The following is a 23901-nucleotide window of genomic DNA, read 5'->3' as shown; positions in this document are numbered from 1 at the left end:
CTGTCGTCAAGCGCGTGCCTCCGCGGTGTCTTCGCGCTAGACAGGAGGCATGCCCCGCTCCGATGACATCGAGATCCGCGACATCCGCCCCGACGACGCCGGCGAGACACTGACGCTGCAGCGCGCGGCGTTCGTGCAGGAGGCGCTGATCTACGACAGCGTGCAGATGCCGCCGCTCACGCAGTCCCTCGACGAACTGCGTGCGGAACTCGTCGGCAACCTCGGGTGCGTCGCCGTCGACCACGGGAGACTGGTGGGCGCAGTGCGTGCGCAGGCGGACGGCGAGCTCCTGCTGATCGGCCGACTGGCGATCGCGCCCGACCGACAGGGCGAGGGTCTCGGATCCCGGCTTCTCGAAGCCGTCGAAGAACGGGGAAGGGCGAGCGGATGCCGCGAGTCAGAGCTCTTCACCGGCTCGCTCAGCGAGGCGAACCTTCGGTTGTACGAGCGGTGCGGCTATCGCGAGACCACGCGGGTGAAGGAGGACGACGGCATCGAGCAGGTCTTCCTGCGCAAGCCTCTCAGCTGATCGAGGGATCGGGATCGCGGGTGCCGTGGTGTCGGGACCCGGTGCCAGGATGGGGACATGCCGGAGTCTCCCGAGGTGCAGGCGCTCGCCGAGTTCCTCGACGAGCGTGTGCGCGGTCGCACGGTCAACGAGGTCGACGTTCTCGAGTTCCGCACAGTCAAGACCCGTCAGAGCCCGCCGTCCACCCTGGTGGGGCGGGCCTTCGTCGGTGCCGAGCGGCACGGCAAGCACGTCGTGCTCGTCGTCGACGTCGACACCCGGCTCGTGGTGTCGCTGGGCCGCCACGGATGGGTGCGCTGGCGTGACACCGAGTCGGACGAGCTGCCGGCCGACGCCCCGCCGGCGCTGGCTGAGGTCGCGCTCGACGATGGGTCGGTGATGCAGGTGACCGATGCCGGCACCTGGGTGTCGCTCGGCCTGTTCGTCGTCGACGATGCGCTCGCCGTGCCGGCGATCGCCAAGCTCGGCCCGGATCCCGCCGACGCGTCGTACTCGCACAACGACTTCGAGGTCGCGCTCGGCCGACGCCGGAAGCAGGTGAAGGCGATCCTCCAGGAGCAGGAGTCGATCGCGGGCATCGGCAACGCCTACTCCGATGAGATCCTGCATCTGGCGAAGGTGTCGCCCGTCGTGCACGCGGCGACTCTCGACGACGGCGCCCGATCCCGCCTTTACACCGCGACGATCGAGACCGTGCGAGGCGCGATAGGCGCCCGGCGCGGCATCCCGATCGATCTCCTGAAGGCGGCCAAGGTCGCTTCGATGCGCGTGCACGGTCGCGCCGGCGAGGCGTGTCCGGCGTGTGGCGACACGATCCGCGACTTCTCGTTCGCGAGTACCGACGCGCAGTACTGCCCGACGTGCCAGACCGGCGGCGATGTGCTGTGAGCACGTCCTGCGGCCGGCCCGGTGTCGCCGCGGGTAGCATGGCGGAATGACTTCTTCGCAGCTGCCCACCCCGACCCTCCAGCCCGTCGCAGAGGACAAGAATCTCCTCACCGTCGTCGAGTCCGCAGGGTCGTGCTGCGGTGGCGGCAACTGCACCACCGACTGACCCGTCACCACTCCCGCGCGCGACGCTGACTGCGATGTCCGACGATCAGCTCCACATCACGCCGCGCATCGCGCGCGTCCTGATGTCGGAGGAGGCCATCTACGGCCTCATCCTGGTGTCGGGCATGATCGTCGTCAGCGCCGGCAGCACTTCCCTGATCGCGTTCCTGACCGTCGCCGTCACCGTCGTGGTCTTCTACGCGGCGCACGTGTACGCGGGCACCCTCGGGCGCCTCGCGGTCAGTGAGGGGCAGCGCGGCCTGCGATCGAGCCTCCGCGCCGCAGCGAAGCAGTCGTCCGGCATGCTTCTCGCGTCGATCGCACCGCTCCTCGCCCTGCTGCTGGGCACGCTGAGGGTGATCCCCGATGACACGGCGCTGTGGTCGGCGCTCATCCTGAACACCGTGATCCTCGGCGGTCTCGGATGGACCGCGGTCGCGCGCTGGAGCACCCACTGGTGGGCGCGCGTGATCAGCGCGCTGCTCACCGCCGCGTTCGGCGGAATCCTGATCCTCCTCAAGGCGGTCATCCACCACTGACGCCGCAGCGCCGATGCGACGCCGGGTACGCCGGCGACGTAGGCGCCGGTCAGGTGGTCGGGTCGAGCGGCGAGAGCAGCGCGGCGACCAGCTCGGGGCCCAGGTCGGGCACCTCGTCTGTCGGCACCGCAAGAGCGAGCAGCGCCCGGCTGAGGAAGTTGCGCGCCGCGGCGGCGAGCGTGATGTCGACCATCTGCCGGTCGCTGAAGCCGACCGCGCGCAGCCGCTCGGAATCGGCATCCGTCATGCTGCGCGGATCGCTCGACAGCTTCTCGGCGTAGGCCATCACCGCGACGTCCGCCTCGCTCAGCCCGGCGGACGTATAGTCGCGCGCGACCCGTGCGAGCTGATCCTCGTCCATGAGTTCGGCGCGCAGGGTCTTTCGGCCGTGCGCGAGCAGGCAGTGCGACGAGCCGATGGCACGTGCCGCGCCGAGTGTGGCGAGCTCGTACACGCGGATCCCGATCGAAGGCACGATCGCATGCACGAGCCCCTCGAAGGCCTGGTGCGCCTCGGGATTCACCGCCAGCGCCTGGGTGTGGGAGAGGACGAACCCCACGTCGGCGATGTCGCCGGAGTACATCTCGGCCGCGTGGTCGGTCACCTCGTCGGGTGCGGATGTCTGAATGATCATCGGGGCCTCCTGCTGCTCGGTGGCGGATCCCACAATGCCGGATGCCCCACCCCCCGTCGAGGGGATGGGGCATCTCGGTGATGCGTTGGTCAGTGCACGGCCGCGCCCATCGGCTGGTCGGCCGGCTTGCGGATGAGGAACGCCCCCACCAGCAGAGGCAGCGACAGGAACGCGGCCGTGAGGAACGCGGCGTGGGTGCCCGCGGCCCCGGCGGTGAGTGCGTCGGCGCCCGCCTCGGTCGCGGCGCTGTCGGCCGCGGCCATCACGCCGAACATCAGCGCGATGCCGGCAGCACCGGCGACCTGCTGCGCGGTGCCGACGACCGCCGAGCCGTAGGAGTAGAACCTCGGCTGCAGGGACGCCAGCGACGCGGTGAACAGCGGCGTGAACGACAGCGCCAGTCCGAAGGACAGCACCGTCTGCACGACCGCCACCAGCCACACCGGGGTGTCGACGCCGAAGGTCGTGTAGACCCAGAGCATCGACGAGGTGATGACGGCGCCCGGCACGAGCAGGACGGTCGTACCCCAGCGGTCGTAGATGCGGCCGATGAAGGGCCCGGCAAGGCCCATCGCCAGCGCGCCCGGGAGCACCACGAGACCCGTGGTCAGCGGATCGACCTCGAGCACGTCCTGGAGGTACAGCGGAACGACCGTGATCGCGCCGAAGAACGCCATCGACATGACCACCATCTGGCCCATCGACAGTGAGAAGTTCCGGCTGCGGAACACCCGCAGGTCGAGCAGCGCGTCGTCCTTGCGCTGAAGCAGCACCTGACGCCAGCCGAACAGGCCGAGCGCGACGACGCCGACCGTGAGCGACACGATGAGGGTCGTCGTCGACGTGGCCGTCGCGGCCGCGGCATCCGCTCCACCGCCGTGACCACCGGCGCCCAGCTGGCTCAGCCCGAACACGAGACCGCCGAAGCCGAAGGCCGAGAGGATGACCGACAGCACGTCGATCGGTGCGCGCGTGGTCTCGCCCAGGTTGTGGATCCAGCGGCCGCCGACGACGAGCGCGACGATGGCGATCGGCAGCACGATGCCGAAGATCCAGCGCCATTCGAAGTTGTTGAGGATCGCGCCCGCGAGGGTCGGGCCGATCGCCGGGGCGAGCGACATCACGATGCTGACGCGGCCCATCATGCGACCGCGGATCGCCGGAGGCACCACCGTCATGAGCGTGGTCATGAGCAGCGGCATCATGATCGCGGTGCCGGACGCCTGCACGACGCGCGCGACGAGAAGAACCGGGAAGCCGGGCGCCAGGAAGGCGATGAGCGTGCCGGTCGAGAACAGCCCCATCGCGGCGATGAACATCGCACGCGTCGTGAAGCGGCGCAGCAGGAAGCCCGTGATCGGGATGACCACGGCCATCGTCAGCATGAAAGCGGTGGTGAGCCACTGCGCCGAGAGTGCGGTGATGCCGAGATCGGTGATGAGATGCGGGATCGCCACGCCCATCGTGGTCTCATTCAGGATCGCGACGAAGGCGGCTGCGAGCAGCAGCCAGATGACGCGGCTCTCCTGGGGGCCCAGCTTGAGCCTGATATCGGGGGATACGCGGATGCCGTCGGTGGCGGGATGCATGTCGGTGGCGGCCATAGGGCGTCTCCTCATGGGATGGAAGGGCGAAGGTCTGCCTTGGACGATGGCGAAGAGTCGGCCACGCGTGGATGACAGGAGGGCCGCACGAGAACGGCAAGCCATGAGCATAACGGCGGGGTCGGACACGACATTCCCGCGGGACCGGATCGGATCCGGCTTCTCGTCAGGGGCGGGGCGCTCCCGCGAGAACGGAGGTCAGTTCTCGAGCGTCTCCTCCGACGCCGGGCGATCCCACTTCTCGCTGCCCAGCGCGTCGGTCGCGTGCGGTGTGGGCTCGTTCTCCTCGACGAAGGGAGGGAGCGGGTTGAGCAGATCCTCTTCGGGGATGGCCTTGAGGGCGTCGATCTCCTCGCGAAGCGCCGCCAGGTCGGAGCCGTCGTGCTGCGGGTTATCAGGAGTGGAGACCATGGGGCAAGCCTAGCGGGCGCGGGGAAGGCCGTCAGTAGGCTTCGAGGGTGAGCATGCGTGGCGGTGGCGGCGGGGGCGGCCATCCCGGATTCCGCGGTGTCGACATCGAGTCGCAGAAGAAGCTGAACGCGGCCGCGCCCAAGATCCCGAACCTCGGCCGACGCGTCATGGCGCTCTTCCGACCCTATGCGTGGCCCCTCGCCATCACGGGCGTGCTCGTCATCGTGGGCGCCGGCATCGCGGTCATTCCGCCGCTCATCGTCCAGCGCATCTTCGACGACGCCCTCTTCCCGGTCGACGGCGGACCGCCCGACATCCCGCTCCTGTGGCAGCTCGTCGGACTCATGATCGCGCTGTTCCTCCTCTCTGCAGGACTCGGCGTCCTGCAGACGTGGTTCACGTCGACCATCGGCAACAAGGTCACCGGAGACCTCAGGGTGACGCTCTTCGATCACCTGCAGTCGATGGAGCTCGGCTTCTTCACGCGCACCAAGACCGGCGTCATCCAATCGCGGCTTCAGAACGACGTGGGCGGCGTCTCGGGTGTGCTCACGAATACGTTCACGAGCATCCTCGGCAATGTCGTCACCGTCATCGCCTCGCTCATCGCGATGATCATCATCGACTGGCGCCTCACGATCATCGCGGTCGTGCTCATGCCGATCCTCGTCGTCGTGCAGCGCCGCGTCGGCCAGGTGCGGGCGCGCATCGCGGGCGAGACGCAGGAGTCGCTGTCCGAGCTCACCGCCATCACGCAGGAGACCCTGAGCGTCTCGGGCATCCTCCTCTCCAAGTCGTTCAACCGGCAGCGGGCGGAGTCCGCGCGCTACTCCGACGAGAACCGCAATCAGGTGCGGCTTCAGGTGCGCCGAGCGATGAGCGGTCAGGGCTTCTTCGCCGTCGTGCAGGTGCTGATGGCCAGCGTTCCGGCGGTCATCTACCTCGTCGCCGGGTACTTCATCACGGGGGGCGAGGCGGTCATCACCGCAGGGACGATCGTCGCGTTCACCACCGTGCAGGCGCGCCTGCTCATGCCCCTCATGGGCCTCATGCGCGTGAGTCTCGACCTGCAGACCTCGGCGGCGCTGTTCGCGCGCATCTTCGAGTACCTCGACCTCGTGCCCGCGATCCAGGACGCCCCCGACGCCGTCGACGTCGCGCACGCCCCCGGTCCGATCGGCCGCATCGAGTTCCGTGACGTCGTCTTCCGGTATCCGGATGCCGCGGAGGGCGCCCGCCCGACCCTCCAGGGCGTCACCTTCACGGCCGACCCGGGGCAGCACGTCGCGTTCGTGGGCCCGTCCGGCGCGGGCAAGACGACCGTGCTGTACCTCACGCCGCGCATGTACGAGGCGTCCGAAGGAGCCGTGCTGTTCGCGGGCGAAGACGTGCGGCGCCTCACGCAGGAGTCGATCATCGACCAGGTCGGCATCGTGTCGCAGGAGACCTACCTGTTCCACGCGACGATCCGTGAGAACCTCCGCTACGCGCGCCCCGAGGCGACAGACGCCGAGCTCGAGGCGGCCTGTCGCGCCGCGAACATCCACCACGTGATCGAGGGCTTCGACCTCGGCTACGACACCGTCGTCGGCGAGCGCGGCTACCGGCTGTCGGGGGGCGAGAAGCAGCGGATCGCGATCGCCCGCGTTCTGCTCAAGGACCCGCCGGTGCTGCTCCTCGACGAGGCCACCTCGGCGCTCGACACCGTCTCGGAGCGCGTGGTGCAGGAGGCGCTGGATGCCGCGGCCCGCGGCCGCACGACCCTGTCGATCGCTCACCGCCTGTCGACGGTCATCGCCGCCGACGTCATCCACGTGATCGAGGCGGGGCGCATCGTCGAATCCGGCACGCACACCGAGCTCATCGAGCACGGCGGCCTCTACGCCGAGCTCGCCGCGCAGCAGCTCGCGGCGTCGCGCATCCTCGAGGCCGAGGAGTCCGACCCGCCCGCCGACCACCCCGACCGGCGCGCCGACCGCCCGCCGGTCGAGCCCGCACCGCGCACTTCCGCCGTCGCGCCGGTACCCGCTGAGCCGTGGGTTCCCACGCCGGAGGTCCCCGGCACCTGAGCCGCCCGGGCCTCTATGCCCGTCTCGGGCGTCACCAGGCCAGGGCGTCGGCCACCGGCGGGGCTATCGGAGCGGAGGACCGCGCGGCCAGGGAGCGCACGAACGCGCCCAGCGCCGCTCGGTAGGCGGGGTCGGGGTGCGCGCGGCCGAGCTCCACGAGAGGCGGGAGGTCCATCGCGAGGATCAGACGGACACGGGATGCCGCGGCTCGCGCGTGGCCCGCGGAATCCAGCACCGCGATCCCGCCCGCGAGAGCCTCGAGGTAGTCGCGCAGCACGGGCAGCGCGTCCTTCCGCTGGGTGATCGACGAGCCGTCAGCGCGTTCGCGCCATTCGACCACCACGTCCGGGATCACGTCGAACGCATGCGCCCTCGTGTACATCTCCTGCGCGACGATCTGGTCTTCGTACGCTTTGCCGACCGGGAAACGCAGCCCCGCGCGCTTCCACAACGACAGGCGGCTCACCTTCGACCACGCGACGATGTTGCCCGACACGTCGGGGTGGTCCTCGAGTGTGGCGCCGCGGCGGGCCGGGTCGGTCGCCGCCGCCACCCACGGCTGCACCTCGCCCGCCGTGTAGCCGCCGACGGCGTCGGGCCGCAGCCGCACGTATGCGCCGACCGCGACATCGCTCCCGCTCTCCGTCGCCGCCCCGACCAGCAGATCCAGTGCGCGCGGGGTGTACCGGTCGTCGGCGTCGAGGAACGCGACGAACGGCGTCTCGACCAGATCGAGCCCGGTGTTGCGTGCGGCACTGAGGCCGCTCTGCGATCGGTGGTGCACGACGCGGAATCGCGGGTCATCGGCTGCCGCGTCGTCGAAGATGATGCCGGTGCCATCGGTCGAGCCGTCGTCGACGAGCACGGCGGTCCAGTCCTCGAGGGTCTGCCTGCGCAGGGAGTCGAGCGCCTCCGGCGCGAACTCGGCCACGTCGTACCCGGGGACGATGACGGTCACGACGGGTGCGCGGGGTGGGGTCACCCGCTCGATCCTACGGCCGCGACGGAGGCCGCGACCGCGTCGGCGACGGCGTCCAGCGGCTGGCCCAGCCAGTGCGGGAAGGTGAAGCGCACCGCGGTGCGGGCGACCTCGGGATCGACGCCCATCGCGAGGAGCACGTGCGACGGTTCGTCGCTGCCTGCCGCGCACGCCGATCCGCTCGACGAGACCACGCCGCGCCGCTCGAGCTCGAGCAGCACCGCCTCGCCACTCGTGCCGGCGAACGTGAAGCTGGCCGTGCCGGGCAGCCGGTGCACCGGGTCGCCGGTGAGCTCGGCCGACGGAACCGTCGCCAGCACTCGGGCGACGAACCGGTCGCGGATGGCCGTGACCCGAGCGGATGCCTCGCTCCGGTCCGCCTCGGCGAGCTCCAGCGCCGTCGCCACGCCCACCGCTCCGGCGACGTCCTCGGTGCCGCTGCGGCGCCCGCGCTCCTGCCCGCCGCCGTGCATCAGCGGCTCGAGGGGAACGCGTCCGCGCACCGCGAGGACGCCCGTGCCCTTCGGTGCTCCCACCTTGTGCCCGGCGAGAGAGATCGCGTCGACGCCGAGCTCTGCGGCCGACAGGGGCAGCCAGCCCGCCGCCTGCACCGCATCGATGTGCACCGGCACCCCGCGCTCGCGCGCGACTGCGGCGATCGCGGCGACGTCCTGGATGGTGCCGACCTCGTTGTTCGCGTACCCCAGGGAGAGCAGCGCGGTGTCATCGCGCAGGGCCGCGGCCGCGGCATCCGGGTCCACTCTCGCGAAGCGATCGACCGCGAGATGGGTGACCTCGAACCCGTGGACTCGCGAGAGGTAGACGGCCGACTCGAGGATCGACTCGTGCTCGATCGGGGTGGTCACGACGTGCCGGCGACCGCTCGCCTGCCACGCGCCGATGCCGATGCCCTTCACGGCGAGGTTGTTGGCCTCGGTGCCACCCGACGTGAAGACGACGTCGCTCGCGCGCATCCCGAGCACTCGCGCCACGCGAGCGCGCGCGTCGGCCAGCGCACCGGCCGCCGCCTCGCCGACGGTGTGGTGGCTCGACGGGTTGCCGAACCACTGCGTGAGGTACGGCATCATCGCCTCGAGCACCTCTGGACGCACGGGCGTCGTGGCGGCGTTGTCGAGGTAGAGCATGCTCATCGCGGCCGCCTCAGGCGAGGTCGATCCGCACGTCGAGCCCGAGGTCGAGCGCGCGTGCCGAGTGCGTGAGGGCGCCGACCGAGATGACGTCCACGCCGGTCTCGGCGATCGCGCGCACCGTCTCGAGGGAGACGCCGCCGGATGCCTCGACCGTGGCGCGGCCCGCGACCTGGGCGACCCCCGCCCGCAGGTCGTCGAGCGAGAAGTTGTCGAGCATGATCGTGCCGACCCCCGCGGCGAGCACGGCCTCGATCTGGTCGAGCCGGTCGACCTCCACCTCGACGTGGGTGGTGTGGGGGAGGCGCGCGATCGCGCCCTGCAGGGCGGCGGTGATCGACACGCCCTTGCGGGAGAGGATGGCGAGATGGTTGTCCTTGGCCATCACCGCATCCGAGAGCGAGTACCGGTGGTTGTGGCCGCCGCCGTTCACGACTGCGTGCCGCTCGAACGCCCGCAGTCCCGGCGTCGTCTTGCGGGTGTCGGCGATGCGGGCGCCGGTGTGCGCCACCTCGGCGACGTAGCGGCCGGTCAGCGTCGCGACCCCAGACATCCGCTGCGTGAAGTTGAGCCCGACGCGCTCGGCCGTGAGCACGCCGCGAGCGGGGCCCTGCACCGTCGCGAGCACGTCGCCCGGCTCGAACCACGCGCTGTCCTCGACGACGAGTTCGACGTCGATACGGGGATCCGTCAGGCGGAAGGCGGCCTCGAACACCTCCCCGCCGCTGAAGACGCCGCTCTCGCGGGCGACGAGATCCGCCCGCGCGATCGCGGTCTCGACGATGAGGTAGGCGCTCGTGACGTCGCCCCACGGCGCGTCCTCCTCGAGCGCGGCCGCGACGACGCGGTCGATGGTGGCGCGGTTCAGCATGCGACGGCCTCCTGGCGGATCGGGGCGGACGTCACCGGGTCGTCCCGCCGGTAGTGCGCGCCGACCGACCCGCGGCGGGCCCGGGCTGCGGCGACGAGGTGGTCTGCCACCACGAGGAGATTCTCGTTCTCGTACTCGAGCTCGGTGTGCGGCTCGCGCCTCTGCGTCCGCCAGACGGAGAGGACGGATGCCGCGTGCCCGAGGCCTGCGTCGTCGCGGACGAGCCCGGCGTCGTGCCACAGCAGCTCCTGCAGGGCGGCGCGGGAGAAGGGCGGCGCGTCGGCGGGGTCGTCGCCCGCCGGCGCGGCCCCGGCCGGTTCGCCGCCGGACGCGCGCTCGGCCGACGCGCCCGCCGCGACGGGCCAGTCGGCCGATGCCGCATCCGATGCGATCACGTCGCCGGCACGGGCTCCGAACACGGCGCCCTCGAGCAGCGAGTTCGAGGCCAGGCGGTTCGCGCCGTGCACTCCCGTGCACGCGACCTCGCCGACCGCGTAGAGGCCGGGCAGCGAGGCGCGGCCGAACAGGTCGGTCGCGACCCCGCCCATCAGGTAGTGCGCGGCCGGCGTCACAGGGATCGGCTCCCTCGCCCAGTCGAGACCGCGCTCGCGCACCGCCCGGTCGATCGTCGGGAAGCGCCGGGCGAGGAAGGCGGCGCGCTCCTCGGGGTCGTCGCCGTGCAGAAGGGTCGCGTCGAGGCGGACGGGGCGCCCGTCCTGGAGCTCCATCTGATGCGCGATGGCGCGGGCGACGACGTCGCGGGGAGCGAGCTCGCCGTCGGGATGCGCGTCGAACGCGAAGCGCCGACCCGTCTCATCGATGAGCGTCGCGCCCTCGCCGCGCACCGCCTCGGACACGAGGAACGACGCGCCGGCAGCCAGCACCGTCGGGTGGAACTGGAAGAACTCGAGGTCGCGCACGTCGGCGCCCGCGCGCAAGGCGGCGGCGATGCCGTCGCCCGTGGCGACCACGGGGTTGGTGGAGTGCGCGTAGAGCTCGCCCGCGCCGCCGGTCGCGAGCACGACGGCGTCGGCGGCGACGATCCCGCGTCTTCCGGCGACCGCCGCCGAGTCGGCCGTCGCCTCGCGGTCGCCCACGAGCAGGTCGACGCCGCGCACGCGGCCGCCCTCGACGACCAGGTCGACGAGGAACGCGTGCTCGATGACGTCGACGCGGCTCGCGCGCAGGCGGGCGACGAGCGCCCTCTCGATCGCGGTGCCCGTCGCGTCGCCGCCCGAGTGGAGGATGCGCGGGTACGAGTGCGCGGCCTCGAGGCCCTTGACGAAGCCGCCGTCCTCGCCGCGATCGAACGCGACGCCGATGTCGATGAGCTCGCGGATGCGCGCGGGGCCCTCGTCGGCGAGCACGCGCACCGCCTCGCGGTCGCTGAGCCCGGCGCCGGCGACCAGGGTGTCGTGGATGTGGTCTTCGACGCGGTCGTCGGCGAACATCACGCCCGCGATGCCGCCCTGGGCGAACCGGGTGTTGGCGTGGTCGAGCACGTCCTTCGTCACGAGCGTCACCCGGCAGCCGTGCTCGACCGCGTGCAGCGCGACGGTCAGCCCGGCGATGCCGCTGCCGACAACGACCGCGTGCGTCGTCATGACGCGTTCTCCCAGGCGGCGGCGGGGGCCGCCGGGGGCTTGGCGGCGAGCATCCGCTCCAGGGCGAGTCGTGCCGGGTCGGCGACGCCCTGAGGGACCGTGATGCGGTTGCGCACCTCGCCCGCGACGAGTCCCTCGAGGACCCAGGCGAGGTAGCCGGGGTGGATCCGGTACATCGTCGAGCACGGGCAGACCACCGGGTCGAGGCAGAAGATCTCGTGCTGGGGATGCTGCGCCGCCAGGCGCTGCACCAGGTTCACCTCGGTGCCGATGGCGAAGGTCGTCGGCTCGGTCGCCGCCTCGATGGCCTTGCGGATGTAGTCGGTCGAGCCGGCTTCGTCGGCAGCGTCGACGACCTCCATCGGGCACTCCGGGTGCACGATCACGCGCACGCCGGGGTGCTCGGCGCGGGCCTTCTCGATCTGGTCGACCGAGAAGCGGCGGTGCACCGAGCAGAAGCCGTGCCACAGGATCACCCGCGCGTCGGCGAGGCTCGCGGCATCCGATCCTCCCAGCGGCCGTCGCGGGTTCCACATCGGCATCTGCTCGAGCGGCACGCCCATCGCCTTCGCCGTGTTGCGGCCGAGGTGCTGGTCGGGGAAGAACAGCACCCGGCGTCCGCGCTCGAACGCCCACTCCAGAACGGTGCGCGCGTTCGACGACGTGCAGACGATGCCGCCGTGGCGGCCGACGAAGCCCTTGATGGCCGCCGACGAGTTCATGTACGTGACGGGGATGACGGGGACCAGCCCGTCGGCATCGGGGGCGTCCATGTCGCCGTAGACCTCGGCGAGCTGCTCCCAGCACTCCTCGACCTGGTCGATGTCGGCCATGTCGGCCATCGAGCAGCCGGCGGCGAGGTTCGGGAGGATGACGGCCTGCTCGGGACGCGACAGCATGTCGGCGGTCTCGGCCATGAAGTGCACGCCGCAGAACACGATCGCCTCGGCGTGCGGGTGCTCGAGCGCGGCGTTCGCCAGCTGGAACGAGTCGCCGACGTAATCGGCGTGCACGACGACCTCTTCGCGCTGATAGAAGTGGCCGAGCACGACGACCCGGTCGCCGAGGATCGCCTTCGCGGTGCGGATGCGCTCGGCGAGTTCGGCCTCGGACGCGTCGCGATACTCGCGCGGCAGCTCTCCCTGTCGGGGCGATCCGGTCGGGATGACGTCGCCCATCGACGACCCCGGGCCGTAGCCGGGGCGGATGTCGAAGTCCCACGGACCCGAGGCGAGGTCGGTGTTGCAGGTCTCGGCGGTCGAGGCCCCCGACACGATGGCCTGGATCGCGTGGTCGACCGAGGCGTCGGTCAGAGGCCGGGGCTGCAGGGTGATGTTGACGGCGGACATGGCGTGCTCTTTCACTGGCGGCGGTCGAGCGGGCCGCGATCGGCCAGTTCGACGTCCTGGTTGTACCGGTACAGCCGTGCGGGTCGGTGGCTGCCGGTGCGGAAGCGGTCGGTCGGGATGAGGGTTCCGGAGTTCTCGACCTGCCGGCGGAAGTTCGCGGGGTCGAGGCGTCGGCCGAGGATCGCCTCGTACACCTCGCGGAGTTCGGCGAGGGTGAACACGTCGGCGAGGAGGCCGTGCGCGATGCGGCTGTAGCCCACCTTGTTGCGCAGGCGCCACAGCGCGTAGTCCACGATCTGGTTGTGGTCGAACGCGAGCCGGGGAAGGGAGGCGGCATCGAACCACTGCACGTTCTCGTCGCTCGCATCGGCCATCTCGTCGGGCCGGATGAGCGCCCAGTAGACGATCGACACGACCCGGCTGGGGGAGCGGTCCACGGCACCGAACGCGTAGAGCTGTTCGAGATAGCTCGGCGCCAGCCCGGTCGTCTCGGCGAGGGTGCGGGATGCCGCGGCATCCAGTCCCTCCGCGGCGTCGAGCCAGCCGCCGGGAAGCGCCCACAGGCCCTCGTGCGGATCGCGCGTGCGGCGCACGAGGGGGAGCACGACGCTCGCGGTCTCGCTGCCGGGCAGGCGCCGCAGCGTGAAGATCACCGTCGAGACCGCGACGCGCGTCGGCTCGACCGCGGCGTCGGCGGCGGGGGCGGCGGTGAAGGTGCTGGTTCTTGTCATGATGACTCTTACTCCGCGTTCATCTTAGTGTCATCGTGACACGAAGGGCAAATGAGGGTCGTCACACAGGTTCGATGCGTAGCCTGGCGCTCCCGGCAGAGCGCCGATCACCCGCAGGAGGATGCATGTCCGTCGTCGACATCGTGCTCATCGTCCTCCTCGTCGTCGGGCTGGTCGTGGGCGTCGGCCGCGGGTTCACGGGCAGCGTCGGACTGCTGCTCGGGCTGGCCGCGGGCGGATTCGCCGCCCATTGGCTCGTGCCGCTGGTCAACGACGCCTGGCCGTGGCAGCAGTGGCGGCCTCTCGTCGTGCTGCTCGCGTCCGCAGCGCTCGTCCTCGGCGGAGCGACGCTCGGCGCGCTGGCCGGGTCCGCGCTGCGCCGCGGCGTAGATCGCACGCCGCTGCGGGCCGTCGACCGCGTCCTCGGCGGGGTCGCGGGCGTCGTCGTCGCCGCCCTTGCGATCTCGCTCACCGGGGCGAGCCTCGCCGCGACCGGCATGCCGATCGTCTCGTCCGCGCTCTCCTCGTCGACCGTGCTGCGCACGATCGACCGCGTGACCCCGGCGCCCGTCACGGCCGCGCTGGCGGAGCTCCGCGGGTTCGTGATCGACGAGGGACTGCCGGCCCTCGGCGATCTGCTCGAGTCGGGACCGGTCACCATTCAGCCCGTCGACCTCGATGATCCCGAGCTCACGCGGGCCGCCGCATCCGTCGCCCGCGTCTCGGGCACCGCCTACTCGTGCGGACGCAGCGCGACGGGAAGCGGCTTCGTCATCGCCCCCGATCGGGTGGTGACGAACGCGCACGTCGTGGCCGGCGTCGAGCAGCCCGTCGTCGAGCTGCCGGGCGTGCGGGCGCGCGAGGGGCGCATCGTCTACTTCGATGCGATCGACGATCTCGCCGTGATCGCCGTCGACGACCTCGGCGTGGCCGCGCTGCCGATCGCACCGACCCTCGCGGCGGGCTCGCCGGCTGTGGTGCTGGGCTACCCGCTCGGCGGCCCGTTCTCGATGGTCCCGGCAGGCGTGCTGTCGACCGGCACCGTCGCGGTGCCCGACATCTACGACGAATCGTCGGCGCCGCGCGAGATCTACTCGCTGCAGGCGCCGGTGCGTCCCGGCAACTCCGGCGGACCGCTGCTGACCGAGGACGGAGCGGTCGCGGGAGTCGTCTTCGCGCGTGCTGAGAACGATCCCGAGCGCGGCTACGCGATGACGATGGCCGAGCTCACGCCGGTCGCCGCCGAGGCGCCCGCCCTGACCGGCGCGGTCTCTTCGGGACGCTGCACCGGCTGACGCCCCGCCGACCGGTATGCTGGCAGCGCAAGTCAACAAGGCCTACGACCCGGGCGGGAGAGCTTCGGCAGCACGCTGCCGAGCACCGAAGGAGCAAGCCTCCCCGCCAATCTCTCAGGTACGCGTACCGTCCGGATCCGGCCGACTCTGGAAAGCGATTCCGAGCGAAGCACGCTCGAATCCGCCGAAGGTGAAAACCCGCGACATCCTCACGGAGCTGCGGGCGAAACTCTCAGGCCCATGACAGAGGGGGAGTTCCACGGCGCCGTCCGGCGTCCGCCCGATCGCGACCCGGGAGAACTCATGACCGACCCCCGCACGACTCCGCTGCACGACCGCCACGCCGCGCTCGGCGCATCCTTCACCGACTTCGGCGGCTGGTCGATGCCCGTGCGCTACAGCTCCGACCTGGCCGAGCACCACGCCGTGCGCACCGCCGCCGGGCTCTTCGACATCTCGCACATGGCGCAGTTCGGGGTCGCCGGACCCGACCGCGAGGCGTTCCTCGCCTACGCGCTCGCCTTCGACCCCGCGCCGCTGAAGCTTTCGCGCGCCAAGTACACGATGATCCTCGCGCCCGACGGCGGCATCATCGACGACCTCATCGTCACGCGCGTCTCCGAGGACCAGTTCCTCATCGTCGCGAACGCGGGGAATCGGGATGCGGTGCGCTCCGCCCTCCTCGACCGGCTCCAGGGCTTCGACGCCGAGCTCGTCGAGCTGCCCGACTCGCTGCTGGCGGTGCAGGGTCCGCGCGCCCGCGAGATCCTCCAGGCCGCAGAGGGCCTCGAGCACGACGACGCGCTCGCCATGGGCCACACGCTCGACACCCTCCCGTACTACGCGGCGATGGGCATGCGCTTCAGCGGCACGCCCGTGCTCGTGAGCCGCACCGGCTACACCGGCGAGGACGGCTTCGAGATCAGCGTGGACGCCGAGCTCGCCCCCGTCCTGTGGGACGCCCTGCTCGCTGCGGGCGAGCCGTTCGGGCTCGTGCCCGCCGGCCTGGCGTCGCGTGACACGCTGCGCCTCGAGGCGGGCATGCCGCTCTACGGCCACGAACTGACGCGCCACATCATCCCCGCTCAGGCGGGTCTCGGCCGCGTCGTGCCGCTCAAGACCAAGTCCGTCGATTTCGTGGGCCGGTCGGCGCTCGAGTCCGTCGTCGCCGCCGACGCGCCCGTGCTCGTCGGCCTCGTGTCGGAGGGGCGCCGGGCCGGACGCGCGGGCTACCCGGTGCTGCACGGCGACGACGTCGTGGGCGAGATCACCAGCGGCGCGCTGAGCCCGACCCTGGGTCATCCCATCGCCATGGCCTTCGTCTCGCCCGCCCTCACGGAGCCGGGCACCGAGCTCTTCATCGACGTGCGGGGGACCCGCATCCCCGCGACAGTGACCGCCCTGCCCTTCTACCGTCGCGCCCAGTGACCGACGACCGTCCACCGGAGGAATCCATGTCCGACCTCAACACCCTCAAGTACACCGCCGAGCACGAGTGGATCGCCCTCGACGGCGACGTCGCGACCGTCGGCATCACCGACTACGCGGCCGACAAGCTCGGCGACGTCGTCTTCGTCGAGCTTCCCGGTGAGGGCACCGACGTGACCGCGGCCACGGTCGTCGGCGAGATCGAGTCGACCAAGTCGGTCGGCGAGCTCTACGCCCCCCTCGACGGCGAGGTCGTCGAGGTCAACGAGGCGGTCGTCGACGACCCATCGCTGGTCAACTCCGACCCGTTCGGCGCCGGCTGGCTCGTCAAGCTCAAGGTCGACGCCGCGGCCGTGGCCGATCTCCTCGACCGCGACGCGTACGTCGCCCTGACCGGCGGCGACGAATGACGGGCGGCTTCGCCGAGCGTCACATCGGAACGGATGCCGCAGCGCAGCGTGTCATGCTCGACGCCTTGGGCTACGACACCGTCGACGCCCTCGTGAAGCGCGCGGTGCCGGCATCCATCCAGGTCGCACCGCGCTCGACGAGCGACATCCCGCCCGCCGCGACCGAGGCGGAGGCGTTCGCCGAGCTGCGGGTCCTCGCGTCGCAGAACCGCGCCGCCAGGCCGATGATCGGCCTCGGCTACTACGACACGTTCACGCCGTCGGTGATCAGCCGCAACGTGCTCGAGAACCCGTCCTGGTACACCGCCTACACGCCGTACCAGCCCGAGATCTCGCAGGGGCGCCTCGAGGCCCTCATCAATTTCCAGACCATGGTGACCGACCTCACCGGCCTCGAGACGGCGAACGCCTCGATGCTCGATGAGGCCACCGCCGTCGTGGAAGGGATGCTCGTCGCCCGCCGTGCGTCGAAGTCGGCGTCGAACGTGTTCCTCGTCGACGCCGACGCACTGCCGCAGACCAAGGCGCTCCTCGCGCATCGCGCCGATGCCGTCGGCATCGAGCTGCACTACACGTCGTTCGACATGTCGCCTCCGCCGGCCGACATCGACGTGTTCGGTGCGTTCGTGCAGTACCCCGGTGCATCCGGTCGCGTGTGGGACCCCACCGACGTCATCGCGGCGGTGCATGACCAAGGCGGTCTCGTCGTCGTCGCCGCCGACCTCCTCGCGCTCACCCTGCTGCGCTCGCCCGGCGCGCTCGGCGCCGACGTCGCCGTGGGCACCACGCAGCGCTTCGGCGTGCCGATGGGCTTCGGCGGTCCGCACGCGGGGTACATGGCCGTGCGCGCGGGTCTCGAGCGACAGCTTCCCGGCCGCCTCGTCGGGGTCTCGCAGGACGCCGCCGGCCACCCCGCCTACCGGCTCGCGCTGCAGACGCGCGAGCAGCACATCCGCCGCGAGAAGGCGACGTCGAACATCTGCACGTCGCAGGTGCTCCTCGCCGTCATGGCCTCGATGTACGCGGTCTACCACGGCCCCTCCGGGCTGAAGGCGATCGCGACCGACGTCGCGCGCAAGGCGGAGGCTCTCGCGCAGCGCCTGCGCGAGTACGACCTGCACCTCGTGTCGGACTCGTTCTTCGACACGATCCGCGTGGTCACGCCCGGACCGTCGCGCCGCGTCATCGAGCGAGCGCGATCGAAGGGATACCAGCTGTTCTGGGTGGACGACGCGACGGTGGGGGTCTCGGTCGACGAGACGACCACCGCCGACGACCTCGCGGCCGTCGCGTGGGCCTTCGGGCTGCCCGAGGCCGACGAGCACGACGTGCGGGACATCCCGTACGCGGACGCCACGCCGCTCGCCGGCGTGCCGTCGCAGCTCGCGCGGGCCGAGGAGTACCTCACCCACCCGGTGTTCAACACGCACCGGTCCGAGACGGCGATGATGCGCTACCTCAAGCAGCTGAGCGACCGCGACTACGCGCTCGACCGCGGCATGATCCCGTTGGGCTCGTGCACGATGAAGCTGAACGCGGCGACCGAGATGGCGGCAGTGTCGTGGCCGGAGTTCTCCCGCGTGCATCCGTTCGCTCCCGAGGCCGACGTGCACGGCTACCTCGCGATGATCGAGCAGCTCGAGGTGTGGCTGGCCGAGGTCACGGGCTACGACGCGGTCTCGCTGCAGCCCAACGCCGGCTCGCAGGGCGAGCTCGCGGGGCTCATGGCGATCCGCGGCTACCACCGCGCGAACGGCGACGTCGAGCGCACGGTGTGCCTCATCCCGTCCTCTGCCCACGGCACGAACGCCGCGTCCGCGGTGCTCGCGGGCATGAAGGTGGTCGTCGTCGCGTGCGACGAGGCCGGCAACGTCGACCTCGACGACCTGCGGGCGAAGATCGCGGCCCACGCCGAGCAGCTCGCCGCGCTGATGATCACCTACCCGTCCACGCACGGGGTGTACGAGCACGACGTGCTCGAGATCACCCAGGCCGTGCACGACGCGGGCGGCCAGGTCTACGTCGACGGAGCGAACCTCAACGCCCTGCTCGGCTACGCGCGCTTCGGCGACCTGGGCGGCGACGTGTCGCACCTCAACCTGCACAAGACGTTCGCCATCCCGCACGGCGGCGGCGGACCGGGCGTCGGACCGGTGGCGGCCAAGGCGCACCTGGCCCCGCACCTGCCGTCGCACCCGCTGTCGCAGCGGAAGGACCACGCCGGAGGGGTGTTCGAGGGCGGCGCCATCTCGGCCGCACCGCACGGCTCGGCGAGCATCCTGCCGATCTCGTGGGCGTACGTCCGCATGATGGGCGCAGAGGGACTGCGGGAGGCCACCGCGGCCGCCGTGCTCGCGGCGAACTACATCGCGCTGCGCCTCAAGGACCACTACCCGGTGCTGTACGCGGGCGAGGGCGGCCTCGTCGCGCACGAGTGCATCCTCGATCTGCGCCCGCTCAAGGACGCGACCGGGGTCTCGGTGGACGACGTGGCCAAGCGCCTCATCGACTACGGCTTCCACGCCCCGACGATGTCGTTCCCGGTCGCGGGCACGCTCATGGTCGAGCCGACCGAGTCCGAGGACCTCGGCGAGATCGAGCGCTTCATCGAGGCGATGATCGCGATCAAGGCCGAGGCCGACGCCGTCGCGGCGGGGGAGTGGCCCGCGGGAGACAACCCGCTGTCGAACGCCCCGCACACGGCGGAGTCTGTCGTGGCCGGCGAGTGGACGCACCCGTACTCGCGCGAGATCGCGGTGTACCCGGTCCACTCGCTGGTGCGCACGAAGTACTGGCCGCCGGTGCGCCGCATCGATCAGGCCTACGGCGACCGCAACCTGGTGTGCGCCTGCCCGCCGATCGAGGCCTTCGCCTGACATACGCAGGAGTGACGGGATGCCGGGCCAACCGGCATCCCGTCGCCCTATGCCCTCGCCGCGCGCTGCCCTGTCCCCGCCCGCGCCCCCCGGCGCCCCACTTCCCGCGAGACTGCATCTGTGCACCGAGGCATCGACTACGGGATGCGGTCTCGGTGCGCTACTGCATTGTCGCGGTGCGGGGCGTGAGGGCCCGCTGCATCGAGCGGAGCTGGAACGTGTCCTCGGGCCGCTCCGCGGGCAGGCCGGCCGCGAGCAGCGCAGCCCGCAGCGGCTTGGTGGCGATCGCGTCGCTCCAGCCCCAGTGAGCCGTGGCCGAGACGCCGCGATCGATCAGTCGGGCGTCGCGCCGGCTCCGGTCGCGCAGGGCAGCACGCGCATCGCCCAGTTCGCCGCTGTACTTGAGCTCGCCATCGGCTTCGCCGGCGATGCGCCACGCCTCCCACCAGAAGTCGAGGCGATCCGCGTCGGGCCCGATGGGGTCGACGATCCACTTCTGGAGTTCCGGCGTCGGGAAGCCGAGCCACTCGATGGCGGCCAGGCTCACGCATTCGAGTGGTGACTCCGGAGTCGCCGTCGCTCGATCGAACACCCAGCGGGCGTGTCGCCGCCCTCGTGTAGACGGACGTGATGCGGAGAGCGCCGCGAACTCCTCTGCCGTCAGCGTCGGGTCGGCGCGCATCGCGGAGCAGGCCACGGCCAAGCCGACCGCGTTGTGACGCGTCCGGGCGATGTCGACGACCGTCTCCGCGCAAGTCGCGACAACCAGTCCGCCGATCTCGTCCACCCTCGGCATCCTCTGCACCGCGTGGATGCGGACGCCCGACACCACGCGCGACGTCGCGCCCATCGGAAGCGCGAGGTGGACGTCACGCGGCTCGAGAAACACGGTGAGTCCGCGCAGTGCGGCCGCCGACTCATGGCAGAACACCGCGTCCGGGTACTTCATGGCCGCCGCGTGGACCCGTGCGAGATATCGGTCCCACGGCTTCAGACTGCGCCAGGCGTCGCGCTCCGCGTAGACGCCGCGCATGACGGGGACGAGCAGCCCTCTGCGGACTGCACGGTCGGAGTGCGGCGCATCGCCTCGGGCGAGCAGCGCGATCGGACTGGGGACGACATCGGATGCTCGGAGGACATTGGTCATCCGCCGACCCTGCGATGCTGCCCACCCGGCGGACGCCTGCTCAGCAAGTCGGTGGACACGTGGCCGGAGCCTGCCCCGTGTGGAGGACGCGCGCGCGCCTCGCCTCGTCTCGCTTCGTCCCGTGCCGTCCTCGCCTCGTCCCGTCGCGTCCCGTCCCGTCCCATCCCGTCGCGTCGCGTCGCGTCCGCGCGAGACTGCAGTGGGGGGGGGGGGGGGGGCGGGGCGGCGCGGGGGGGCGCCCCCCCCCCCCCCCCCCGCCCCCCCCCCCCCCCCCGCGCCGATGAAGTCTCGTGGAACCGAGGTGGAAACCGAGGGCGGGGGCTACGCGGCCGGGGTCGGGGTGGGGGTCGGTGTGCCCGACGGGGCCGGGGCGGGGGCGAAGAGGCCTGGCCACAGAGCGGCGGCGAGCGGGTAGCCCACGAACGCGATGACGTCGATCACCGTGTGGGCGATGACGAGCGGCATGACGCGCCCCCAGCGCCGGTAGCACCAGCCGAAGACGACGCCCATCGCGAAGTTGCCGACCATCGACGGGAAGCCCTGGTAGGCGTGGTAGGCGGCGCGCAGGGCCGCCGTCGACAGGATGACGGCCCACCAGCCCCAGCCGAGCCGCCGCAGCCGGTCGAAGAGGTAGCCGATGAAGATGACCTCTTCGGTGAGCCCGGCTCGCAGGGCCGCCAGCAGGAGCAGCGGGGCTGTCCACCACGATGCGTCGATGGGGGATGCCTCGACCAGCACGGTCAGTCCGAGCGCGCGGCCGAGCACATAGAGGCCGAGCCCGGGGATGCCGATCACCGCGACCAACGCGATCCCGCGGCCGACGTCCCCGCCGAACCGTCGGAAATCGAGCCCGATGCGGCGGAACGCGGAGATGCCGGGCTCCCACAGGAAGAAGATCGCGAGGGCCACCGGAACGAGCGCGAATCCCTGCCCGAGGAACTGGTACAGGACGTCCCAGAACTCCTCCGCGCCGGCGGAGGGATTGAGCGATGTGGTCTGGTCGCCGAGGGCCGCCTCGCGCTGCAGCGCCTGGATCAGCCCCAGCACCGCGTAGATGGCCGACCGCCCTACGGAGAGCAGCAGGACGAGCGCGATCTCCCATCTCAGACGTACGCGGGACACACGGTCCATGGGGCCGGTGTCGGGCAGATTCCCAGACGCGAATGCGTGCACGTTGTCAGATTGTCACACCCACGTAGCGCTGAGTTAAGGATATGTAACGGTTTGCTGTTCTGTTTTGCCCTGCCCCCGGAGCGTGCTTAGTGTGTCCGTGTCCGTGTCCAGCGCTGCCACAGGCTGGGCACTCAACCCTTGCACAGGAGGAAATGTGAAGATCGCGCGTCTTATGGCGGGCGTGGGTGTCGTGGCGGCAGGAGCTCTCGTGCTCTCCGGCTGCGGAAACCCATACCAGTCCGAGGTCGTGGAAGGCACCGAGATTACCACCGCGTACAACTCGGGCTTCTTCCACTTCAACGACGACAGCTCGGCCGGCAACAACACGGCCAACGGCAACGTCAAGTACATGACCGACACCACGTTCGCGTACTACAACAACACCCCCGAGCTGGTGCGCAACACCGACTTCGGCGAGTACGAGCAGGTCAGCGAAGATCCGCTCACCGTCAAGTACACCATCACGGCTGACGCCGTCTGGTCGGACGGCGTTCCGATCGACGAGGCGGACATGCTCCTGCAGTGGGCTGCCATGTCGGGCAATGTGAACGACGCGTTCTCGCCCGCCGCCAGCACCGGCTACAGCCTGGTCACCGAGACGCCGGAGACCGGCGACAAGGAGATCACGTTCGTCTACGACGAGCCGTACGTGGACTGGGAGCTCGTCGGACCGCTGGGCGTTTCGGCCCACGGCACCTACGCGCTCGCGTTCCCGGACGAGTACTCGGACGTCCAGGCCGCGTACGACACCTGGAAGGAGTCGGGCGAGGAGGGTGACTTCACCGCGTACAGCGACGCCGCCAAGGACTTCGCCGAGACCGCCAAGGAGAAGGTCGTCACGGCCATCACCGACGGCGACGAGGAGACCCTTGCCGCTCTGGGCGACGCGTGGAGCAACGCCTACGGCTACACCACGCTGCCCGACAGCCCGGCTGCCGCGCTGACCAGCGGTCCGTACATCGTCGACGACATCGTCGAGGACCAGTACATCTCGATCGCCGCGAACCCGCTGTTCACCTGGGGTCCGTCGCCCAAGTTCGAGAAGATCACGATCCGCACGATCGCCGACTCGACCACCGCGCTGCAGGCCCTCGAGTCGGGCGAGCTCGATATCTGGTCGGGTCAGCCCACGGCCGACATCCTCCAGCTCGCCAACGACATCGACACCGCCACGGTGCAGACCGGTGTCCAGGCGTCGCACGAGCACGTCGACCTGACGGTTAACAACGGCGGTCCGTTCGACCCCGCGACCTACGGCGGCGACGAGGCGAAGGCTCTCGCGGTTCGCCAGGCGTTCCTGAAGACGGTTCCCCGCCAGGAGATCGTCGACAAGATCATCAAGCCGCTCAACCCCGAGGCCGAGGTGCGCAACACCAACCTCGTCTCGCAGGCTGATGTCGAGCGTTACCCGATCCTGACCGAGAGCAACGGTTCGGCCGACTACGCCGAGGTCGACATCGAGGGCGCCAAGGCGCTGCTCGCCGAGGCAGGCGTGACCGGTCCGGTCGAGGTCGGCTTCTGGTACCCCGAGGGCAACGTCCGTCGTGGCCAGGAGTACGAGCTGATCGCCGCTTCGGCTGCTCTGGCCGGCTTCCAGCTGGTCGACGAGAGCGAGCCCGACTGGGTCTTCACCGACCCGGCCGCCGAGCCGATCAACCCGCACGACGCCACGCTGTTCGCCTGGTCGCAGACCAGTCTCGCCGTGGGTGGATCCGACCAGATCTACGCCTGCTACGACGACCCGATGGCCAAGGGCGGCAACTACAACGGGTTCTGCGACGAGGAAGTCACCGATGCTCTCCACACGCTGAACGTCACGTCCGACTACGACGCCCAGACCGACCTGCTCGAGCAGGCCGAGACGGGCATCTGGGCGAGCGCCACGACGCTCCCGATCTTCCAGTTCCCGGGTCTGCTGGTCAACAGCGACAAGGTGACCGAGGTCAAGGAGATGCCCCTGAGCCCGGACTACTTCTGGAACTTCTGGGAGTGGACCCCGGCAGGCGCTGGCGCGGAGTAATCCATGCCATGCCGGGGTGGGCGGCTGAGCC

The 23901-nt window shown here is 70.8% G+C and carries 20 protein-coding genes and 1 riboswitch; of the genes, 9 read left to right on the top strand and 11 right to left on the bottom strand.

From position 1 onward, the window contains the following. The first annotated feature begins 49 nt into the window (after positions 1–49). The 3 genes from MK786_RS15695 (at position 50) to MK786_RS15685 (ending at position 2121) form a co-directional block, all read left to right on the top strand. Complete coding sequence (locus MK786_RS15695; protein ID WP_241113171.1) at positions 50–529, top strand: GNAT family N-acetyltransferase; 480 nt, start codon at positions 50–52, stop codon at positions 527–529. Between the two features lie 57 nt (positions 530–586). Further along, complete coding sequence (locus MK786_RS15690; RefSeq protein WP_241113170.1) at positions 587–1417, top strand: DNA-formamidopyrimidine glycosylase family protein; 831 nt, start codon at positions 587–589, stop codon at positions 1415–1417. Positions 1418–1617: 200 nt separating this feature from the next. Then, positions 1618–2121 (top strand): hypothetical protein, encoded by a 504-nt coding sequence (locus MK786_RS15685; protein WP_241113169.1) that lies wholly within the window; start codon positions 1618–1620, stop codon positions 2119–2121. 49 nt (positions 2122–2170) lie between these two features. On the opposite strand, the gene MK786_RS15680 is transcribed toward MK786_RS15685, so the two are convergent. The 3 genes from MK786_RS15680 to MK786_RS15670 form a co-directional block, all read right to left on the bottom strand. Further along, complete coding sequence (locus MK786_RS15680) at positions 2171–2755, bottom strand: carboxymuconolactone decarboxylase family protein (RefSeq protein WP_241113168.1); 585 nt, start codon at positions 2753–2755, stop codon at positions 2171–2173. Positions 2756–2844: 89 nt separating this feature from the next. After that, entirely contained in the window at positions 2845–4359 is a 1515-nt protein-coding gene (locus MK786_RS15675; protein ID WP_308220051.1) for an MDR family MFS transporter, read from the bottom strand. A gap of 198 nt (positions 4360–4557) precedes the next feature. Then, a complete protein-coding gene (locus tag MK786_RS15670) occupies positions 4558–4770 on the bottom strand; it encodes a hypothetical protein (protein WP_241113167.1) in 213 nt (70 codons plus the stop codon). Positions 4771–4823: 53 nt separating this feature from the next. On the opposite strand from MK786_RS15670, the gene MK786_RS15665 reads away from it, so the two are divergent. Beyond that, positions 4824–6839 carry an ABC transporter ATP-binding protein gene (locus tag MK786_RS15665; protein ID WP_241113233.1) on the top strand — a complete coding sequence of 672 codons (2016 nt, stop codon included), beginning with the start codon at positions 4824–4826 and terminating at the stop codon, positions 6837–6839. Between the two features lie 31 nt (positions 6840–6870). Here MK786_RS15665 and MK786_RS15660 read toward each other — a convergent pair whose 3' ends face one another. The 6 genes from MK786_RS15660 to MK786_RS15635 are packed head-to-tail and all read right to left on the bottom strand — an operon-like array spanning position 6871 to position 13521. Continuing rightward, entirely contained in the window at positions 6871–7821 is a 951-nt protein-coding gene (locus tag MK786_RS15660; RefSeq protein ID WP_241113166.1) for a glycosyltransferase family 2 protein, read from the bottom strand. Further along, complete coding sequence (locus MK786_RS15655) at positions 7818–8963, bottom strand: cysteine desulfurase family protein (RefSeq protein WP_241113232.1); 1146 nt, start codon at positions 8961–8963, stop codon at positions 7818–7820. Before MK786_RS15655 ends, MK786_RS15660 begins: the two co-directional genes overlap by 4 nt. A 16-nt stretch (positions 8964–8979) precedes the next feature. Further along, a complete protein-coding gene (gene nadC / locus MK786_RS15650) occupies positions 8980–9837 on the bottom strand; it encodes a carboxylating nicotinate-nucleotide diphosphorylase (RefSeq protein WP_241113165.1) in 858 nt (285 codons plus the stop codon). Next, entirely contained in the window at positions 9831–11441 is a 1611-nt protein-coding gene (gene nadB, locus MK786_RS15645) for an L-aspartate oxidase (protein WP_241113164.1), read from the bottom strand. The genes nadC and nadB overlap by 7 nt, the downstream gene beginning before the upstream one ends. Beyond that, positions 11438–12790 carry a quinolinate synthase NadA gene (gene nadA, locus MK786_RS15640; RefSeq protein ID WP_241113163.1) on the bottom strand — a complete coding sequence of 451 codons (1353 nt, stop codon included), beginning with the start codon at positions 12788–12790 and terminating at the stop codon, positions 11438–11440. The genes nadB and nadA overlap by 4 nt, the downstream gene beginning before the upstream one ends. A gap of 11 nt (positions 12791–12801) precedes the next feature. Next, on the bottom strand, positions 12802–13521 hold the full coding sequence (locus tag MK786_RS15635; protein WP_241113162.1) for an NUDIX domain-containing protein: 720 nt from the start codon (positions 13519–13521) through the stop codon (positions 12802–12804). A 125-nt stretch (positions 13522–13646) separates the two neighbouring features. Between MK786_RS15635 and MK786_RS15630 the strand changes: the two genes are divergently transcribed. The 4 genes from MK786_RS15630 (at position 13647) to gcvP (ending at position 19530) form a co-directional block, all read left to right on the top strand. Beyond that, a complete protein-coding gene (locus tag MK786_RS15630) occupies positions 13647–14816 on the top strand; it encodes a MarP family serine protease (RefSeq protein WP_241113161.1) in 1170 nt (389 codons plus the stop codon). Between the two features lie 44 nt (positions 14817–14860). Beyond that, a riboswitch (glycine riboswitch) is annotated at positions 14861–14956 on the top strand. A 163-nt stretch (positions 14957–15119) separates the two neighbouring features. Then, the gene (gene gcvT, locus MK786_RS15625) at positions 15120–16244 is read left to right on the top strand and encodes a glycine cleavage system aminomethyltransferase GcvT (protein WP_241113231.1); all 1125 of its coding nucleotides are present in this window, start codon (positions 15120–15122) and stop codon (positions 16242–16244) included. Positions 16245–16270: 26 nt separating this feature from the next. Beyond that, positions 16271–16654, top strand: coding sequence for a glycine cleavage system protein GcvH (gene gcvH, locus MK786_RS15620; protein ID WP_241113160.1), 384 nt, complete (start codon positions 16271–16273; stop codon positions 16652–16654). After that, the gene (gene gcvP, locus MK786_RS15615; RefSeq protein WP_241113159.1) at positions 16651–19530 is read left to right on the top strand and encodes an aminomethyl-transferring glycine dehydrogenase; all 2880 of its coding nucleotides are present in this window, start codon (positions 16651–16653) and stop codon (positions 19528–19530) included. Before gcvH ends, gcvP begins: the two co-directional genes overlap by 4 nt. 160 nt (positions 19531–19690) lie before the next feature. Here the strand turns inward: gcvP and MK786_RS15610 are convergent, their stop codons facing one another. Then, entirely contained in the window at positions 19691–20677 is a 987-nt protein-coding gene (locus MK786_RS15610) for a hypothetical protein (protein WP_241113158.1), read from the bottom strand. Positions 20678–20998: 321 nt separating this feature from the next. Continuing rightward, on the bottom strand, positions 20999–21808 hold the full coding sequence (locus MK786_RS15605; RefSeq protein WP_241113157.1) for a CPBP family intramembrane glutamic endopeptidase: 810 nt from the start codon (positions 21806–21808) through the stop codon (positions 20999–21001). Positions 21809–22004: 196 nt separating this feature from the next. Between MK786_RS15605 and MK786_RS15600 the strand changes: the two genes are divergently transcribed. Then, positions 22005–23870: an ABC transporter family substrate-binding protein gene (locus tag MK786_RS15600; RefSeq protein ID WP_241113156.1), complete on the top strand. Its 1866-nt coding sequence runs from the start codon at positions 22005–22007 to the stop codon at positions 23868–23870. The last annotated feature ends 31 nt before the right edge of the window (positions 23871–23901 follow it).

It is taken from the genome of Microbacterium sp. CFH 31415, assembly GCF_022538185.1.
Taxonomy (GTDB): domain Bacteria; phylum Actinomycetota; class Actinomycetes; order Actinomycetales; family Microbacteriaceae; genus Microbacterium.
Note: the sequence above shows the minus strand (reverse complement) of the source record. Positions and strands in the feature narration are given on the sequence as shown.